The following is a 19,980-nucleotide window of genomic DNA, read 5'->3' as shown; positions in this document are numbered from 1 at the left end:
CTTGCTTTAGCTCGTGGAAGACTTTCAATCTTTAAAATAGTCTATTTAAAATTGAGTTCTCAATTTTATAATGATTTAAAAAACCTTCAATTGACATATCAATGGATTCGTCTGAAGAACAATTTATGACGTAACCACCATCAAACGCATAGTCCCTATCACTTAGTCTTATTACTTCTTTAGATAGGTCAGCTTCATCAGTGAATTTTTCAAGTTCAGAGACAATTTTTGAAGAAACAGAAAGATCACATACAGTAGATAATCCATTTTGAGTCATCGAGAAGTCATAAACAACGTTTTTAACTCCTAATTTTAATGCCAATAATGATTCATAATTTTTGGAAAGATTTGAAATTTTTTCAACAACAGGTTTAAAAAATTGGTCAAGAAGTGGTTGTTCTGTCACGTTTTTACCGGCCAAATCGACTTCTAAAGTTAAATCTTCTGAGATAAAAATAGAACGATTAAATTTTTTATCGACATTTTGAGACCAATCAATAATTTCTAAATAATTTTTCAAGATATCTTCACTTTTACTGAATTCTGGGGCCTGCGTAAAGACAAACTTGAAGTTTAGAGAAGCATCTGTTTGGAGCGTATTGAGTGAATCAATGAGTAACACTCCTAGATTCTGATCAACTTCATCCTGATAATTAAATTTTGAAGCTTCTGGTAAATTCATCGTCCCCTCTTTAACATAAAATTCGCTTCCTTCGCATGAAAGTTCACTTATATTAAATGCATCTAAGATTAACTCGAAGGCATCACTATTCTTGTCAAACTCCAGTTGCGACAAAAGGCCATCTGGACAATTTTTAATAATGATTCCCATCTGTTCCTGAATTTGCTCAGATACATCAAAGGTTTGGGCATCATTTTGTTCATCACCAGTTAAATTGACATTTTGAGTCTCTGTATTCGTTATCGTTTCAACTTTCTTTAATCGACCAATACCTGGATCAGGAAGAGAATCGTTATTTCTGTCGCAAGCAACAATGAATAATAATAAGACTAAGAATTTTAAATTTTGCTTTTTCATATATAAAAAATTAGTGTGTCTATTCGAAAAAAACAATCAAAGCTTATCATCCATGTATAAATGAAAGGGTTGTATTATATTTTAGACAACAATGAGCATATAGAACTTACTTTCTTACATCAAAAATATGATAATCAAACACCATTTTTTCCCAATGATTATAAGAATTTGACGGTAAATGAATATTTTTCACACTTCCTTTCTGGCATTGTCATTGCAGTCTATACTACCTATACTTCTCGACTTCTACTAAACACCTAATTCTAGGTTAAAGTGGTCTGTTGGGGTGTACAAAATTTAATCAAGCGCCCTGGAATTTGAGGAGGAACGCGTGAATTTGAAAGATCTGTTTAAAACAATCATGATCAATAGTGTAATGACAACTCTACTGATTCAACAGGTTACATACGCAGCTATTCACCCTGAAATTTCTAGACGCTACTCAACCATCCAAGAGACTCTTGGAAAGCAACGAGAAGCAATCATCTATAAAGGTACAATCGGAAATATCGCCCTGGACAAGTATGTGGATCAAAAGGGCGCGACCCTAGAAATGAAAGAACTACTGGAAAAAGCACTTAACGGACAATTGATCCATCCTGAAACCAAGGAAAAGGTAATCCATACAAATATTAATTTAACCCAAATGATGGTTATGTATTCAACCTTAATGGCCAACTACCTATTAATTTTAAGTGCCAAAAATGAAAAATTCGCTCTTTCTGATTTAGATAATTTCAATCTAAAGATAAAAGGTGAGAATTTCAAAGATCTCGCTGCCATCTTTATCCCTCAAAAAATAGGTGACAACGAAATCAATCTTCTAACCAATTATGACCTAAAAAAAGATGGAGATAATTATATCATCAGTTTTAAAAAAATCTTTTATCAAGGTGTAATGCTCAGACATCATTTCTCACATGAAGACCGAAAAAAAGGCTTTTTTGACGCTGTTAAGTACATCACTCTCCAACAACTTCTTTTTTCGTATGATGAAATTAGAAAATACAAAGGTGAAAAAGAAATCTACTTCCCTTTCAAACAAAGCAGTAATCCAGAGCTAGGAAGTCTTGAAATGCTCCCCCTCATTTTAGATGAAAATGAAAGAACCGAACATATTTCATCGAGATATCTTCAGTTTGTAAAACATTTTCCATTTTTTGATAAAGATCAGTTTAAAGAAGATGACTTTCAAACAGCTTTTTGGATTTGGCTTGGTGAAAATCCATTAAACTCAAAACTCTTTGCGAGTAGAGATTTTGTCTATAAGCTTACTGAAATTATTGTTGAAACAATTGAAGTAAGTGAGAAAGAAAAAGATACTCTGAGAGAATTTCTCGAATTTAATCTTGAGGATACCTTACAGATGGCAGAGTCTTCTGAGTACCTAAAATATGCAGTATCTATTGCTCAGACCAAATCACTCGAGCTAAGTGATCTTTCTAAAGAAGCACTTCCCAGTGATTTAAAAGAAATTATCATCACCTCAAAAATTAATGCCATTTTTGAAATACTTGAAGGCCATGCTTATGAAGTGACTACCCCTGGAAAAGATGAAAAAGTTCACATCCCATATATTAATAAAGAAAATGTCGACAAAATATCTGAACTCCTTGACCAAAGAGCGCAAGAACTAAGAAGCGAAATAAGTGATACGCTTCTTGTTCCTATTATTGACCAAGGACTAAGTTCGGAAGCCTTTAATTTGGGAAATAAGTTTAAAGCTAGTTACTTCTCAATTCTCAGACAAGCATCCGACGAGATTATCCAAAAGCAAGACAATCAAAAAATTGCAGATCTCATAGAAACAGACATCGTTGACATGAAGAAATTTCAGTTTCTTATTGCCCCTTATCTGAACAATAATCTGCTTAGTCATGTTTCTCGTGATATGGCAAAACAAATACTTGGACAACAAGACTATATGGGCGCTTTCGGTGAATACAAAAAGATTTTAGAGAAAAAAGGAACTTCTGAATATATTGATAGTGCAATTAGTGAATTAGAAGATATAATTTCTCTATTTAAGTTTGATAATAATTTTGAAAAAAATCCAACTGTAAAAGAGATGGATTTTAACGAGGAAACTTTAAAGGCATACTACCAGATTGATATTGCCGAAATTCTCTCTAACTTCCCAATATTAAATAATCAGATTGACCTTCCAAATGACATGGTCATGAAAAAAAGAAAGGAGATCAAGCAAGAAAAGAAAAAAACCGTTGAACTTGATGAGGCCTACCTCTTTGAAGTTCTTTCTTACGAGGGCCTTACTAGAGAACAAAAAGTCAAAGCTGTCGAAATCGTAATGGAAAAAAGTGAAAAAACAATCAAAGAACACATCGAAGCTGTTAAAAATGCAAAAAAGATCGAGGATATTTCTTACATCGTCCAGTATTCTGGAGCTCTAAAACATCTTCTACAAATGGCCCCGGCCATGGCATTTGAAAATAGACAATTTCTAATTGATTACCTTCGAATGTCTGTTGGTGAAAAAGTTTGGGACACTTATATGAATACATATGTTATGTGGGGATTTCAAGTTTCCATTATTCTACATGTCGTTCCAATGCTTACAAAAAACTTTAAAATGATGATGCCTTTAACTCTCTTTTTGAGACGAATTGATCAAGCGCTTCTTCCATACGTTACTGGTTTTATGTTTTCAGCAAATTATCCCTTTGTCTATGATCTCGCCCATGAGTTTTGGAAGAGCGCCGTTACAGATCGCTTAGAAAAAAATGATATTAATGATCTTTCCATTGCAGCTCTTAATTCACAATTTGCACTTTTTAATCAAAATGATGCTCAAGTGAGGGAGCAGCAATATAATGCGGAATTATTAAACTTCATTTCTACCGCAGTATTTTTGCTAGCGTTTGCTTTGGGTATTCCGATTGTTGCTGGAGCTGCAAATAAATTTAAAATGAGAAAATATTCAAAACCGCAGCGATATGATTTAAAACTATCAAAAATAAAATCCCTCAAGGATGTAAAGTGGTCTAAGCTTATGCCTATTGAAACAATCAAAGAGATTGGAAAACATTTTAAGAAAAATGAAGATCCTGATAGGCCATTAGTTCCTCTCATGACTCTGCTTAACCCTTTTAGAATAATTAAGGCCCCTTTTGAAACAGTTTTTGTAGATTTTCCCAAATTGCTCAAAACGAGTAGTTATCAGTTAAGGGAGCACAATAGACTCTACGATGTGTTTAGTGTTATTGGATTTAAAGGAAATACATTTTCTTGGGATCCTTCGATTATCGCTGATATGGCCAGAATACGTAAGAAAGAATATGCTAAATTGTTTAAAACTCTAAAGAAAGATTTTTCCATATTACTTCATAACAACAAAGCTTCAAATGATATCGATCGAATCATTCAAGTCGATATCGCCAGAGCTGAAATTCTAACTGCACTCGATTCAGCTTATAAAGTTTACCCAAAAAGTTTCAAAAAGTTTGCAAAAGAAAATAAAATTGATCTCAAGTCCTTTGAAGAGTTTCTTTCTAAATATAATGAGTACCAATCGAAATCTCTTTTAGCAATGAAACAAACAAAGAATGGTGAACTTGCAATAGTTAAGGATATTGAAAATAATAAATCTCCAAAGAATGAATCTGTTAAAACTATTGAGACTTCAGAATTAAACAAACTAGAAGACGAGGTAACAAATGCATTTGAAACACACATTGAAGGTATCTTAGCGTCGGAGAAGTTTCTAAACGAGCAGATCAAAAGAGCAAAAGATGAAGTCTACACAATAATAGAGAAACAATACAAATCTTCAGAGTTAAAATTAGAGTACTTAACCCATGATTTTGCAATTTTAGGAATAAAACCAACTTGGAATGTGTATAAAATAAATGATGCTTTTACAGAATTAGAACAACTCTATCGTTCTGGAAATTTAACCAGAAATCAATTTCACAAGGTTGAGCATGCTCTCAGTAAAATTTCAGAGGAATATAGATCAACAATGAATTTTACGAGAAACACACAAGAAAATCTGGATGCTGAAATCATGAGAGCAAGAAATGCTGGTGCGACAGAACAGGAAATTGAAACCCTTAAGCTATTTAATTTTTCAAGAAAAGATAACAATTCAACTTATGGACAATTAATTTATCAAGATCTCCTCTCATCTATTTGGACAGGAAACCCTAGACAACTTCTTAAAAAGATTCCAAGGGATGAAAATCTCAGTTTCATAGATAAACTAAAAAATGTCTTTAAAGCGGATGAGAATAAAAAGATTAAAGATACTGATACTATTTTTGATGATTGGGAAATGAGAAAAGGAAAACAATTATCCCTCATTGGAGATGAATATAAACTTACCCGTCGTGAAACTTATGAAAGAGCTGCTGGGCTAAAAAGAGTTATCTCTGAAAAAGTTATGGATGATGGCTCAGTTTATGAAACTTTGGAAATCATTCGCACAATACCAACAAGACCAGATTTTAGGGCATTAGAAGATTTTGTTTTTAATAAGACATTTAAAGAATACTTTAGAAAGTCCAAATACACAGAGGAAGAACTAAAACAGACTGTTAACGAGAGAGCTTATCCTAAAAAAGATATTGATGAAGAGGAGATAAAATAATGAAAAACGCAATCATTTTATTGGTAATATTTCTCTTCTTTTCAAACTATTCTCAGGCCAATGATGTTAAACCTGAGTCTTATATTGGACAAATAGCAAAATACTTTGAACTTAAGGATTGGACTGAAATTTACGAACTCACTAATGCAACTCTTGGATATCAACAAGAACAAACTCCAGATCAGGCCAATATTTATTTTCAAGCTCATTCTCGAGATCAATTGATTAAACTCATAGAAAACTTCAATGCTCACCAGCATAACATTTACTTAAGTTACTTAACAGTTCTCTATTTTCAAGATGCATCCTTAAGAGAAGGTATTTTGTCCATTGGCGATGAAATTTTTGAAAAAAAGCAAGAAGATATTGAATCTGATGAAGTTCGAAGTGGTTGGAACCACGCTCTAGGAGGGGCAATTATAGCATGGGGATCACTAGGTTTTGTAAACCTTATCGATTCGACCTTTACTAAAGCTGGATGTAAAAAATTTGTAGACGGTCTACTTTCTAGTGAAAAAAGTTATATGAAACCTCTTAAGCTTTCAATTAACTCCATGAAATCTCTAAAAAAAGATTTTGATGATGTACTTCTTAAGGTCGGAAATAAAATGATTCCATTTGATTTTTATCTAAGACCAATTCAGGCACCTGACAAAACTGCTTATAAAAAAATTGTCGATGTTGATAATTTTGTTAAAGATCTGAAAATACAGGCAAAAGAAGGTGCTTCTCTTAATAAAGAACAAAAAGAAGAATTCCTCGCTTTGATTGAAGAGCTCAAAAAAAGAGTAAACGAAAATGAAATTTTAACAAGTGAAATAGTCCCTCATTTTGACGAGTTCATCAAAAAATTAAGATTTAAGAATTTTTCTGTTGAAGGAGTTTCAATTGAGGATTTCACAAAAATGGAAATCCTCATCTCTGAAGGTCTAAATAAAAAAATTAAAAATGGTGAGAAGTTTAATGATAGTTTAGCAAATAAAATGATGACTGTGCTTGAAAAACTAAAATCTCAATTAAATGAAACCACCTCCCATTCTATTGAACAAATTAAAAAGTTTGATCATTTTATAAAAGACATTCAAAAGTCAAAAAAGTTTAGTCAAGAAGAATCAGAGTCTTTAATGAGTATCTTTCAGACCGAAGTAGAAAATGGAATTATCTTCACTTCACAAAACATCTCTCAGTATGACTCAATTGTTGATAAAATTTTATCGTATTTGAAAAATAAAAATTTTCAACCTGAAGAATTTTCTCAAAAAGTCGAACAGATTGTTAAAAACTATAATTCTCAAAAAGAAAAAGCAAAAGCACGAATTGATAATTTTAACACTTTTGTTAACAAACTAGATTCAGAAGTAAAAAACAAACCAAATCGGCCGGCAAGACTTAATGAGATAATTAAAAAACTTTCAGATAAAGCTAACGTTGGCGAAAACATCACCAAAAAGGAAGCAATTGAAATAGGGAAACTACTTGCTGATAAAGACAAAAATAGAATTAAGTTTAAAGCGGCATGGGAAAATTTTATTTATAGAATGGAATTAGTTAGAGTGCCAGCGATTATTTCCTACATTCCTCGAATTCGTAAAAGTAAAATAGCTAGGACGATCGAAGAAACTCCTTCCAATTTATCAGAAAAACAAAATGCGTCCATCAATGAAACTTTGTATGGAACATTCCAAAGGATTTCACATGATAGTAAATCTTCGAATCATTCATCCAATGACGGATCGGCACACCTCTCTGAGGCCATTGATCTTTTTGAAAACACACCATCAGGGAATGAAGTCTTTAAAAAATCTATGGTTATGATTTCTACAGGATCTGCACTTGGCTATGCCATGTACGAATACGATGAGGCCTATGTTCCACGAAAGATTAGACCTGATGATCAATTTCACTTCCTAGCACTTTATCAAATCCACTCACTCTCTGCTAGCGCCTGCCACCTTAGAGAAAAGATGAAAGATTTTGATATGAATCAACCTACAAGTGATGAAATGACAAAAAAGTTAGGAGATCTCCTGGCCGAGGCAATTGACATTCAAAATGAATATCAATTTTTCGTCAAGTATAAAAACTTTAAACTACTTAATTCTATAGGAGTAGAAATAAACGACAAGCTTTTGGAGAAATCAAAAGAATTTGCAATTATTGATTCTGAACTATTCTCGAGTATAGCTGATATTCATAAGAATCTTCCTGAGATATGTAAACCTTCACAAGAAAACCCTAAACTTTCTCTGAATGGAATAGAAAGAGATCTCACCATTTTTCGAAACCTCTACATTCAAGCAATGGAGAAATATGAAACTGTTCCAGGGGAGCAAGCTGAGTAATTAAATAATCACATATCCAAAATAATCATCACTCATAGGGCCATGAATTAATTCATGGCCTTTTTTTAAAAAAACTCATTACAATTTCACTCAACTAACCTTACAGAAAATGTAACAAAACTCACAAAATGTAAGAATTTTCTTAGAGATATTTAATACATCTTATTAGTAAGATTATTGTGAACTTTTCATTGAAGAAAATGTTTAACACAAGGATGAATATGTATAAAATCTTAATCTTATTATTAATTTCAATAAGATCCTATGCTTTTCAAAATTATTACCCTAAGCAATTTAGAGAAAATATTAAAAACGGACATCTCAATCCAGAACAAATGAAAAAAGATTTACAAAAAATAATGTACTTAAGTCATATCGTTAGTAAAAATGAAGATGACTTACTTGTAAAAAACTGCGAAGGTAAAAAAAATTGTTTTACTCATAGAGTATTTTCCTATCAGGATGCAAGAAGAATTCTTTTTGGAACATTATTTTTAGAAAAAGATGAATTAGGGATATTTCTGAAAGACAATTATTGTAACATTATTTATAGAGAGTCATCTTTTAAAGAAGCGCCAATTGGAAAAGGAAAAATTCCAAACCATCACTTTATAAATTGTGAACACATTTGGCCTCAAAGTAAATTTAATAAAACTTTTAGCAAAGATATGCAAAAATCAGATTTACACCACCTTTTGCCTGTTAGTTCCTATGCAAACTCGACTCGAGGAAACTATCCTTTTGCTGAAGTTGAGGAAGTCTTAAACGAGCATTTATGCTCTCCCTCCAGTTTTGGTTATGATGTTGAGAGCAACCAATCTAGCTATGAGCCTCCATCGCATATCAAAGGCGACATTGCTCGGGCAATGTTCTACTTTTCTATCAAATACAATTCTCCAATAGATCAATATCAAGAAGCAGTCCTTAGAAAATGGAACCAGATAGATCCTGTCTCAAGTCATGAGATGATACGAAACAATTTAATCTATAAAATCCAATATACCAGAAATCCTTTTATCGACATACCTGCACTGGTAGATATAATTAAGGATTTCTAAATAGCTTTAAGAAACTATAGAGCTTGGATCAAGGTCTCTGAGTTTTTGGCATATATATTCTAAAAACAATCCACCAAGCTCTCCATCCACGAGTCTGTGATCATAGGTATGTGTAAGGTAAAGCATATCACGGATAGCAATTGAATTATCTTTTGTGACCACAACTCTTTTTTGTATTGCTCCACCTGCTAGAATACCTACTTGGGGTTGTAATATAACTGGAGTGGCCATTAAAGTTCCAAATGAACCTACGTTTGTAAATGTGAAAGTTCCTCCGGTTAGTTCTTCCATTGTAAGTTTTCTTGTTCTGGCCTTTTGTACAAGAGAATCGAGGGCCCTTACAATTCCTACCATATTTAAGGTGTCTATATTTCTAATAACTGGTACAACTAAACCATTTCCCGGAACAGCAACGGCACAACCCAAATTAATATCTTTTTTGACGACAATATTATCGCCTTCAATCGAGGCATTAACGAGAGGATATTCCTTTAAAGCTTGTGTAATGGCCCATAAAAAGAAATGTGTATAAGTGAGATTTACACCTTCACGTTTTTTAAAGTCGTGCTTAATTTTTTCTCTATACTGAACTATATGAGTCACATCTACTTCTGAAATGGAACTCACATGAGGTGACGTTAATTTTGAAGACACCATATTTTTGGCAATGGCCTTCCTCATATTATCCATTGGAATAATTTCCACTCTCTCTCCTGCACCTCTAACTTGAGCAACTCCTCCAGTAGGTAAAGAGGGTGCTTTTGAAGATGTAGATACAGATTCAGATTTAGGAGGTTGTGATGATTTTACGGGGCCATTATTAGTGATAAAGTTTTCAAGATCTTGTTTATTAACTCTACCCCCTGCACCACTTCCTTGGACTTTTGAAAGTTCACAAAGTGGAACTCCTGCTTCTTCTGCCATTTTTTTTACCAACGGAGTATAGAATCTCCTATCATTGCTTCCCTCTTCGTTTGATACAGGAATTTCAGGGACAACCGGAGCTTGAGAAGGTTTCTCGGCCGGTGCTTGGGAAGTTGCTACCACTTCAGCGTTCATATCATCATCAACTACTGCAACAGGTATTCCCACATCAACTGTTTCACCCTCAGGAAAGAGAATTTCAACAAGTTTTCCTTCTACAGGTGAAGGTATTTCAGATTCTACTTTGTCGGTTGAAATTTCAAAAAGGATTTCATCTAATTCAATAGCATCTCCAACACTTTTATTCCAACGTGTAATCGTACCGTTAGTAATTGACTCACCCATTTGTGGCATAACGATTTCTATTCTGGCCATTGATATATCTCCTAAAAGTTTAAAGCTCTATTTTTTGATGCAAGTACGGCCTCGGCCAAAAACTCACCAAGAGTGGGATGAGGATGAACAGTAGCAAAAATTTCTTCATCTATCCCCTCCATTGTACGAAATAACACATATTCATGGATTAATTCTGTAGCATTATCACCAACAATATGTGCCCCTAGCATTTCTCCATGTTTTTTCCCCATAAGCACCTTTATGTGTCCAGAAGTCTCATTACTGGCCTGGGCCTTTCCATTGGCCGAAAAAGGTAATTTTCCAACACTGTATTCAATCCCTTCTTCTTTTAATTCTTTTTCTGTGTACCCTACTGATGCTACCTGTGGATAGCAATAAGTGCATCCAGGAATATTTCTCTTATCTAATGGATGAGGATGCGTCCCTGACAGATGTTCAGCTGCAATGACTCCTTCATGCGAAGCTGCGTGGGCCAACAAAGGAGGGCCAGAGACATCTCCAATGGCATATATGTTTGAAATATTTGTCTGATAAAATGAATCTACTTTTATAAAACCCTTATCAACCTTAATCCCCAGATTCTCTAAACCAATATTGTCAACATTTCCGGTCATTCCAACAGCAATTAATCCCAAATCAAAATGATAAATATTTTCTTTACCATTTTCTTTTACAATGAAGCTGACATCATTACCGTTATTTTTTGCTGAAATTCCTTCAATCCCCAAAGACATTTTTATTCCATATTTTTTATAGGCCTTTTCAACTTCTTTTGAACTCTCCTCATCCTCTATGGGAAGGAGATGATTTTGTAATTCAAAAATATGGACGTCTACGCCAAAAGCATTCCAAAAATAAGCAAATTCAACACCTATGGCCCCTGCGCCAATAATACCAATTGACTTAGGAAGTTCTTTTAACTTCACGGCCTCCCAAGCCCCGATTAATCTTTTTCCGTCGTGATCTAATCCTGGAAAAGTTCTGTATTTTGCACCTGTTGCGATGATTAGCTTTTTAAACGAATATGTGTCAGTATGACCCTTAGGAGACTTAACTTCTAGGGCGGTTTGAGATTTGATAACCCCACTGCCATAAATGACTTCGATATTATTTTTTTTCATCAGAAAGGCCACACCTTTTGAAATTCTATCACTGATCTGATTGGCCCTTAGAACTGCTTGAGATCCATCTAAACTTTTGAGTTCAATATTTATTCCTAGTTTACTAAATTCTGCTAATTCATGTACTGAATGGGCAGATTTTAAAAGGGCCTTAGTTGGGATGCATCCTCTGTTGAGACAAACTCCACCTAGTTTATCCTCTTCTACAATGGCCACTTTATTTCCTAATTGTGCAGCTCTTATTGCGGCCACATATCCGCCTGGCCCTGCCCCTAAAACAATTACATCAAATGATTTCATGTTGCGTCCTAATACCTTGGTTTTTTGTGCGAAGTAGTATAACCTGTCAAACGTTTAGTAATAGAATTTTTAGATTTACCCTAGGGAATTGTCAATTTAACTATGACTTTATAGAGAATTATTAAAGTGGATAAACAACTGAATAAAAGCGAATTTCTGCAGTCACAAATAAACAGATTAAAGCAAGAAAAACTATTGAGTATTTTCCCAAATGGAGTCTTAGCTTTGGATTTGGAAACAACTGGATTATCACCTGTTGTTGATAAAATTGTCGAAGTTTCTGCAATAAAAGTGACGCCAATAGGGGTTTCAATTTTTGATGAAATCTGCGACCCTGAGGTTACTATAGATCAATCGATAATAGACATCCATGGTATCGACAATCAAATGGTAAAAGGTAAAAGGAAAATTGGGGCAGTTTTAGAAGACTTGATTCACTTTATCGAAGATTTACCGATCATAGCTCACAATGCTAAATTCGATATCGGCTTTTTGGTATTTCTAATGCACCAAAACAAGATTTTTTTTCCTCATTCAGACATTTATTGTTCATGTGATTTTTCAAGGAAAGTTAACAAAGATGTAAAAAATCACAAACTCGGAAATTTGGCCAAGCATTTTAAAATACATTTATCAAATCACCATAGGGCCTTAGATGATGCTTATGTCAGTTTAGAGTTAATCATTCAAGGTGCTTTAAATGGACAAAATGATTTCATACAGAAAGCAAAACAGTTCAATTTTTCAGATTTTAAAGAATTAGATTTAATGCAAATTCCAAAACATCTCAAAAGTTTGGTCGAGTTTGCCTTTAAACAAGAACCTATTCAGATAAAGTATGCTGGTGGCTCTAAGAAAAACCAATTTAGGCCAGTTAAACCCGTCTCCATACTTCCGACTCCGAGTGGAACAATTCTTTACGCACTATGTATCGAGACTGACACTTATAAGCAGTATTCATTAAAGAAGATTTTAGAAATAAAAAACTAATGACCACTCATGATGCGGTTACATGCAGATTCAACAAATCCTACTCTATTTATTTTGAATGATTTACTTATCATTGTATCATTCATTGTGGCCGACACCTGATCTCTTTCACTATAGAAAAAATGAACAACGAGGTGGAACTGTTTTCTTTTACGATTTCTTTCGGCCTTAAGCATATGAAAAGCAATTTCATGGGTTTCAATGTCTTGAACTATTTTTATTTTAGGTTTTTTAAGTTCATAGTCAATTTTAACAAGTGAGGGGGAAAACTTAACTTTAACAAGTGTGGTTTTTGTACTTGCAAGTTGAAGTGTTGCTTTAATATTTATGACTTTCTCTTTTGTTAGCTCAGTAATCACAGGTGATATCAAAGATTCTTTTTGAGCGACAAGTAACTCAATTTTATCTTTCGACACAACTGAGTTGGCCTCATCAATTTCAACAATAAATTTTGTCAACGAACCCGAAAAGTGATCACCTTTGAGTTCATCAATTCTTTTTTGCTTGAGTTGTCTATAGACATATTTTTCTATTTCACTAAGATTTAAAGACCCATCTTTATTTTGAAAATGATTTTTCAATGGAATTTCTATATATTTCATCTGCGCATTTTCACCTACAAATATTGACTCTCCCGCTAAAATTAATTGTGAAATAAAAACAAAAACAAAAAAGACACCTACTTGTCTCAAACTAAAATCCTTTTATAGAAAGTATTCATGGATTAAACTATGGGTCAATCAAGTAATTCTGTCTATTGAAGAAAGAAATGGTTAGAAATATTTGTCAAAGCACCGTTAGAGCTGTAATAATGCACTCGCATGATTTCACTTAAGAATTTTTTAAGTTCAGGGCCCTCTTATCGACTTCAACAATTGTTGATACTTATTGCACATTTACTCCTTCTTTGGTGGATGATCTGGTTACTTGAAGAAGGCGGGACTCTTAAAATGACCGAAGTTATCATTCATTTTTGTGGAATGGCCCTTTATGGTGCAATTTTAATTAGACTATGTGCTGCATGGGGCAAATGGCTCGTAAAAAAATGAAGATTCGCGGTTTTTGACCTTCTCATCATCAAACAATCGAATAGTTAGGTAATCTCTACTAGAGGATTTTGCGTTATATTTATTGTATAATGGGCTTAACGAATATCTGGAGGTGGGCCATGAATTTCAAGGATATCCAAAATTTAAAGGATTTAGAAAAATTGTACCCAGAGCATATACTTAAACGTTTCCCAATTGCAGGTAAGGGCCCTTGGAAAAATGTTAGTGATGATGATTGGAACAGTTGGATATGGCAGCAAAAGACCCGTATAAAAGATCTCAAAAATCTCAATTTTGTTATAAATATCACAGAGGACGAAAAAAGAGCTTTCACGGCCAGTGATGAAATGTTTCATATGGGTATTACGCCCTATTACTCAACGTTAATGGATGAAAATGATCCGAAATGTCCAGTGAGATTACAATCGGTGCCACAACCGGGTGAATTATCAATATTAGATACAGATTTAGAAGACCCGCTTGGGGAAGAAAAAGATATGCCTGTACCTGGCATTACTCACCGTTATCCAGATAGGGTTTTGTTTTACACTACTCATAATTGTCCAGTTTATTGTAGGCATTGTACTCGAAAAAGAAAAGTTTCTGATCCTTCTACTTCGGCAGCAAATAAACAAATTGAAGGTGGTCTTACTTATATTAGAAACCATCCAGAAATTAGGGATGTCATTTTATCTGGAGGAGATCCTTTATCATTAAGTAATAAGAAGCTGGAACATATTTTCAGCGAACTCAGAAAAATGCCACATATTGAATTAATTAGACTAGGTACCAGAAATCTGGTGACACTTCCGCAAAGAGTTGATGATGAGTTGATAGAAATCATGCAAAAGTATGCTCCAATTCATGTCAATACACATTTTAATCACCCAAAGGAAATGACGAGAGAAGCACTCTTAACTTCTAGCAGATTAGCTTTGGCCGGTATAACAATGGGAAATCAGACTGTTCTACTGAAGGGAGTCAATGATGACGTTGAAATACAAAAAGAACTTTGTCATAAATTACTTCTGATGAGGATCAGACCTTATTATATTTATCAGTGTGATCTTGCTCAGGGAATTTCACATTTCCGAACGACAATTGAAAAAGGTATTGAAATCATTGAAGGACTAAGGGGATGGACATCGGGTTTGGCCATTCCACATTTTGTTATTGATGCTCCAGGAGGAGGTGGAAAATTACCAGTAGGGCCAGAGTACTTTGTAAAGCGAGAGGGAAATAAGATTACACTTCGCAATTATGAAGGAAAAGAATTTGTTTATTATGAGCCTGAAGGAGCATATGAAGAATACATGAAAAATAAAGATGAGTTGGCAAAGAAAACTTCCTAGACTAATAATTGCGCATGAGCAATATTGAAAACGAACATTTCCCACAGTTGGTACCGATCTCCTTTATGAAGAAGGTAGAAAGAAGCGTTCCTTTAAGTGCACAATTTATACAAGATTCTATTGAATATGATGAAGAATTTCAAAAAGGGGGATCAATTGATCCAATTGGTGATAATGATAAACTTGTAGCGCCTCAATTGATCCATAGATATAGTAATAGAGTGCTCTTTTTACCAGTAAAGACTTGCCCGGTAAATTGTAGATATTGTTTTAGAAAAAATGAAATCCACACAAAAGGATTTGATGATATTTTTTCAGAGAATTTTTCCCAAACACTTCACTACTTAGAGGAGCATCCAGAGATTGATGAAATTATTTTTACGGGAGGAGATCCATTTTCTCTAAATAACAATAGACTTGAATTCTATTTACAAGCATTTTCTAAACTCTCAAATATTAAAAATATCAGATTTCACACCCGTTATACAACTGTACTTCCCAAACGGTTTACTACTGATCTGCTAAATATTCTTGTCCAGTATTTGAATAATTTTGAAAACTTAATCATTGTTACTCACACAAATCATCCTGATGAATTTTGTTCTGATGTTGAAAATCTTTTTATAAAAATTGATAGTTTAGGTTTAAAGCATTTAACTCAAAGTGTTTTATTAAAAGGTGTTAATGACAATCCTGAGATTTTAATTTCATTATTTAAGAAGATCTCTTCTTTAAGGGCCATACCTTACTACTTACATCATCCTGATAAGGTAAAAGGTGCTATGCATTTTTATTTAGATCTTGAAATTGGTAGAAAAATATATTCAGAACTTAGAAAAAGTTTATCAGGCTGGCAACTGCCTCAATATATAATAGATATACCAGGTGGACATGGGAAAGTTTCAGCTTACAATCCAGAAACGTTTAGATTTAGTGGATCATTAATTTCTCAAAACTCTAGTTTTGTACAATATCATTAATCAGGTAGACATTCTTGTAGTTCTAAGTCATTAAACTTTTCAGTGAAAATATCAATTTTTTTGCGAATTGGTCTTAAGGCCTCACTATTAATATGGATTTCATCTCTTGCACAAAATGCGTTTATGAAATCTTCTGTCAGATCTTTGGGAAAATCGTTTAATAGTAAAAAATCTAAAAACAATCCAACATCATAACTTTTTCGTTCTAAAGCTTGTTCAATGAGTAATTCATTAAACTCTTTCTCAAGGTCAAATTTCTTTAAAAAGTTTTTATTACTGATTGTGTTTAGGTAGGATGTGATAGAATTTGTTTTTACATCATCCATTTTTTTTAAAAATGCCAACGCCGTTTTCTCATCATTTACTGTTTTTAATAATAATGCTGAAGTATTTTCCATAATAAATTCATTATCAAGATTAAAAAGTCGAAAATATTTACTGAAATATACATTATAAATTCCTGGATTTTTTTCCAATAATAAATTCAAATTTTTGACTATTTTTTCTAATTTATCCGTAATTGTGTTTTGATCAGGGTCACGTTTGAATTCATCTTCAGGAGCACATTTATTTTTTAGAAGGCATATTGTGAGCATTGATATTAATTGTTCTGATTTACTAATATAACTTTGAATTTCTTGTTTTTTGAGTTTAAGCTTATTAATCTCAGCAGGCCTCATTGATAAAAGTCTACTAACAATTGGATCATTTGAAATCATATTATCTAATAAATCTGTTTTTTGATCACTTTCAAATACAACTTTATTTTCAGGTTCTGGTATAGAATTTATTTCATTTTTAATTTGTTCTTTCTTTTGGTTTTCAGCTTGTTTATGGATTTGTTTTGAATAGATTTCTAAATTCAAAAATGCCCATATGGCCATAACAAGAGAAATAATAATGCCTGCTAATATATTTTTTTTCATCTTTAGAGCTCTTTTAAATATTCATATTTTTTGAAAAAAGACTCAGCAAAGCAACCATATTTTCCAGTTGTACTAATAATTTCAATCCAATTCTCACCATTTTCATCTTTTTTATTTCCTATTATCGCAAAGAAATCACCTGAATAAAGTTTGAATTTATCACCAGAATCATATGTACATGCATTATATATTGTATGTGTAGTAAGATCATCGTCATCATTCTTAAACCTAGCAATTTTATCAATTTTAAAATTAATTTGAATTGGTGCCATAGCACTTTTATGTAAGAAGACACTCTTTTTACATGAATTTTTTTGGATATATTTTTTTATGTTTTCTGCACCATCTTCTGGATCAAGTTCGTAGTATTCATTCATATTTAAAGACTTTACCCTCACATAAAAGGGTTTAAAATAATCGTATTCATTTTCCTCTTTGAGATATCCACATTTATTATCACCTTGTTCAGGCGAAGATCTCAAATTAAAACCACTTCCAAACACAACAAAATGTCTATTTCCATTTTCTAGATTATTAACTTTTGAATCATTTTGATAAACATTTTGCAAAACAAGATCAATCGATTTACGAGAGTTTTCATGATTTTTAATATTGCTTATAATCTCATCTAGAGCATCTCTTTCAAGAGTACCTTTTTTCAAATGTGCGTGATAAATACTTTTTCCTTGTTCAAGTATATAGTCTATCGTTTTATAATAATTGATATCATTCATTGCATATTTACAGTTAGATTCAGTAAGTTCAACTTCTGGAACTTCCTGCCCCTTAAATTGTTTTTGCAATAGGTATCTAAAGTTTTCGATATTTTCTTTCTTTTCATCTCCTTTTTTCCCGTTTTTAAAATCAACAAAGTAACGTCCCCAAAGACTTCCATTCTTTTTAGAAGAAATTAACTTTCCTTCTTTTGCCATTAAAAGACTCCAGTAATTGTACTCGTCACTAAATTGAAAAGGAGTATTAACAAATCTAGTATCGATTGGTCTCATTTGAGAGGGCATATCTGAGAGCCATTTCTCATCTAATTCATCCTTAATTGTTGTGGGTAGTTCTGAAAATGTTGCCCTCTCAAGAAAATCTTTGTGTATATAAAGAAAATCTGAATTACATAATTTTTTATTATTATCTTTCCATTTAAATATTCCAGCGTTTCTTAATTTTAAGTACTCACTTCCTTCAACTTCCCTTACATTTACTTTGTTCAGTACAATTGGAAATTTATTTAAAAGTTGTTTCCCGATTCCACATTTGGATTCGTTTTTTTGTTCTGATGTTGAATGATCATATAGAGCATAAGATCTTATCCAAACAGATTTATTTTTGATAAGTAGATAATTACTTGCTAATTTTTGTTTTTCAATCTCTACATTTTTTTTGTGATCCTCAATTTTCTCTTTCCTTTCTTTCAGATACTCATCTTTATTTTCGAAATATCTTTTCTTTTGGTCTTCAAAATTTTCATATTCATCAAATTTATTCATCATTGAATTCAAACATAGCATAGAACGATAGTATCTACATGGATCTCCTTTTCCATTAAAATGATTTCCCCATGTTTCTCTATTTAACGCTGTTTCATCGATATTTGATGATTGTTTTTTAGTCGATTTTAGAAGCAACACTTGACTTTCATCTTGCATACCTTGCTCATATTCACTTTTTTCAAAATTCAAATGTCCTTGAAAGGGAAAATATTCTTTTTCTTCTTTTATTAGTCCAAACCAACTACTTTTTATCTCATCTTCAAAAACATACTTGAAAAAGGTATTAATAATTTCATTTCGTTCATCTTCATTTAATTCTTTTTCAGGATTATCACTATTTTGTAATTCTTCAATGGCATCTTTCGTTTCTTGTATGTATTTTGAACTTTTCATTAAACTTTTATGTTTCATTATATTTATAGAATTCAACTGTTCGGAGACGATATCACCAGTATCTAAATGTTCAGCTAGACAAAACAAATCAACATCATCGTGATTGGTTGCAAATTTATTCAGACCTTCATAAATATAATTCAACCCATAATTAATAGAATTACGAGTGTTAAAAAATATCTTTTTAGTAAGATCTTGTGAATCTCTAGACATATCTTGCGGACGAATTCTTTTATTTGTTAAATTTGTGTATCTCGAAGCTGGATGATATTTGATATAAAGTTGCATAATTGTCCAGTCTTTGTGATTGAAAGGGGATTTCATCAACTGGAACATACTCTTTCCAAACATATCTCTTGAGCACTTTGGAATAATTTCATCTTCGTAAAGAAAATCAATGACTTCAAAACCAGTTCGATTTCCCAGAGTATTAGATAGTTCATGGCAAGCACTATGCTCTTTTGGATCGTAGTGACTACTTTTTAGAATATCCTTTGAATCTTTTTTAATGGCCTCAATTTGAGATCTTTTAAAATGGGCCAGGCCGCTTTCATGATGAGGAATTGAAAGTGCAGATAATAAAAAAGAGTAATAAATGCGATTTTCTTCTTCACTATTCTTTTCATATCGATCTTTTGCAATGTTATGGGCCTCTTGCAAAATCAGTCCAAATATTCTTCTTACATAATCATCGGCCTGTCCATTTTCATATACAGGCCCTTTGGGTATAATTTTCTCAAAAGTAACATATGCCTTATCACCCCATGGATAAAAATTCTGTGCATAAGCATCCGAAGAGCTTATAGATCTATTTTGTTGGATTTTGATTTGATCTCTTCCTGTAAAGAAGTGACTGATTGCTATACAAAAAAATAATACTGAAAATGGAACTAGTTTTTGCATCATAACTCAAGTAATTTATATAAGTTAAATGTCATTTTCTGTTCGGATTTTGCGCGAGATTACTGAACTGTTGAGACTCAGTCAACTTAGTAATATTAAACGCTTAAAGCGCAGTGAATCATTTTTTTAATTCTAATC

13 protein-coding genes are annotated in these 19,980 nt (G+C 32.8%); 7 read left to right on the top strand and 6 right to left on the bottom strand.

The window, feature by feature from the left end; translation table 11 throughout:
• Nucleotides 1-31: 31 nt before the first annotated feature.
• Nucleotides 32-1,039 (bottom strand): hypothetical protein, encoded by a 1,008-nt coding sequence (locus tag H6622_07315; protein ID MCB9061313.1) that lies wholly within the window; start codon nucleotides 1,037-1,039, stop codon nucleotides 32-34.
• Between the two features lie 331 nt (nucleotides 1,040-1,370).
• On the opposite strand from H6622_07315, the gene H6622_07310 reads away from it, so the two are divergent.
• The 3 genes from H6622_07310 to H6622_07300 all read left to right on the top strand — a co-directional run bounded on the left by H6622_07310 (nucleotide 1,371) and on the right by H6622_07300 (nucleotide 9,045).
• Entirely contained in the window at nucleotides 1,371-5,645 is a 4,275-nt protein-coding gene (locus H6622_07310) for a hypothetical protein (protein MCB9061312.1), read from the top strand.
• A complete protein-coding gene (locus H6622_07305) occupies nucleotides 5,645-7,987 on the top strand; it encodes a hypothetical protein (GenBank protein ID MCB9061311.1) in 2,343 nt (780 codons plus the stop codon). Before H6622_07310 ends, H6622_07305 begins: the two co-directional genes overlap by 1 nt.
• A gap of 221 nt (nucleotides 7,988-8,208) precedes the next feature.
• Nucleotides 8,209-9,045 (top strand): endonuclease, encoded by an 837-nt coding sequence (locus H6622_07300; protein MCB9061310.1) that lies wholly within the window; start codon nucleotides 8,209-8,211, stop codon nucleotides 9,043-9,045.
• A 6-nt stretch (nucleotides 9,046-9,051) separates the two neighbouring features.
• Here the strand turns inward: H6622_07300 and H6622_07295 are convergent, their stop codons facing one another.
• Complete coding sequence (locus H6622_07295) at nucleotides 9,052-10,344, bottom strand: 2-oxo acid dehydrogenase subunit E2 (GenBank protein ID MCB9061309.1); 1,293 nt, start codon at nucleotides 10,342-10,344, stop codon at nucleotides 9,052-9,054.
• 11 nt (nucleotides 10,345-10,355) lie between these two features.
• A complete protein-coding gene (lpdA, locus tag H6622_07290) occupies nucleotides 10,356-11,747 on the bottom strand; it encodes a dihydrolipoyl dehydrogenase (protein MCB9061308.1) in 1,392 nt (463 codons plus the stop codon).
• A gap of 126 nt (nucleotides 11,748-11,873) precedes the next feature.
• On the opposite strand from lpdA, the gene H6622_07285 reads away from it, so the two are divergent.
• Entirely contained in the window at nucleotides 11,874-12,737 is an 864-nt protein-coding gene (locus tag H6622_07285; GenBank protein MCB9061307.1) for a 3'-5' exonuclease, read from the top strand.
• On the opposite strand, the gene H6622_07280 is transcribed toward H6622_07285, so the two are convergent.
• Nucleotides 12,734-13,429, bottom strand: a complete 696-nt coding sequence (locus H6622_07280; protein ID MCB9061306.1) for a hypothetical protein — start codon at nucleotides 13,427-13,429, stop codon at nucleotides 12,734-12,736. The two genes, H6622_07285 and H6622_07280, sit on opposite strands and share 4 nt — an antisense overlap.
• A gap of 129 nt (nucleotides 13,430-13,558) precedes the next feature.
• On the opposite strand from H6622_07280, the gene H6622_07275 reads away from it, so the two are divergent.
• The 3 genes from H6622_07275 (at nucleotide 13,559) to H6622_07265 (ending at nucleotide 16,118) form a co-directional block, all read left to right on the top strand.
• Complete coding sequence (locus tag H6622_07275; protein MCB9061305.1) at nucleotides 13,559-13,786, top strand: hypothetical protein; 228 nt, start codon at nucleotides 13,559-13,561, stop codon at nucleotides 13,784-13,786.
• Nucleotides 13,787-13,875: 89 nt separating this feature from the next.
• Nucleotides 13,876-15,138 (top strand): KamA family radical SAM protein, encoded by a 1,263-nt coding sequence (locus H6622_07270; protein MCB9061304.1) that lies wholly within the window; start codon nucleotides 13,876-13,878, stop codon nucleotides 15,136-15,138.
• Between the two features lie 14 nt (nucleotides 15,139-15,152).
• Entirely contained in the window at nucleotides 15,153-16,118 is a 966-nt protein-coding gene (locus tag H6622_07265; GenBank protein MCB9061303.1) for a KamA family radical SAM protein, read from the top strand.
• On the opposite strand, the gene H6622_07260 is transcribed toward H6622_07265, so the two are convergent.
• The gene (locus H6622_07260) at nucleotides 16,115-17,044 is read right to left on the bottom strand and encodes a hypothetical protein (protein ID MCB9061302.1); all 930 of its coding nucleotides are present in this window, start codon (nucleotides 17,042-17,044) and stop codon (nucleotides 16,115-16,117) included. The two genes, H6622_07265 and H6622_07260, sit on opposite strands and share 4 nt — an antisense overlap.
• Nucleotides 17,045-17,046: 2 nt before the next feature.
• Nucleotides 17,047-19,842 carry a hypothetical protein gene (locus H6622_07255; protein MCB9061301.1) on the bottom strand — a complete coding sequence of 932 codons (2,796 nt, stop codon included), beginning with the start codon at nucleotides 19,840-19,842 and terminating at the stop codon, nucleotides 17,047-17,049.
• Nucleotides 19,843-19,980 lie beyond the last annotated feature (138 nt).

The organism is Halobacteriovoraceae bacterium (assembly GCA_020635115.1).
In the GTDB taxonomy this organism is placed as follows: domain Bacteria; phylum Bdellovibrionota; class Bacteriovoracia; order Bacteriovoracales; family Bacteriovoracaceae; genus JACKAK01.
The sequence above is the reverse complement of the archived record's forward strand: the minus strand, read 5'-3'. Positions and strand labels throughout refer to the sequence as shown.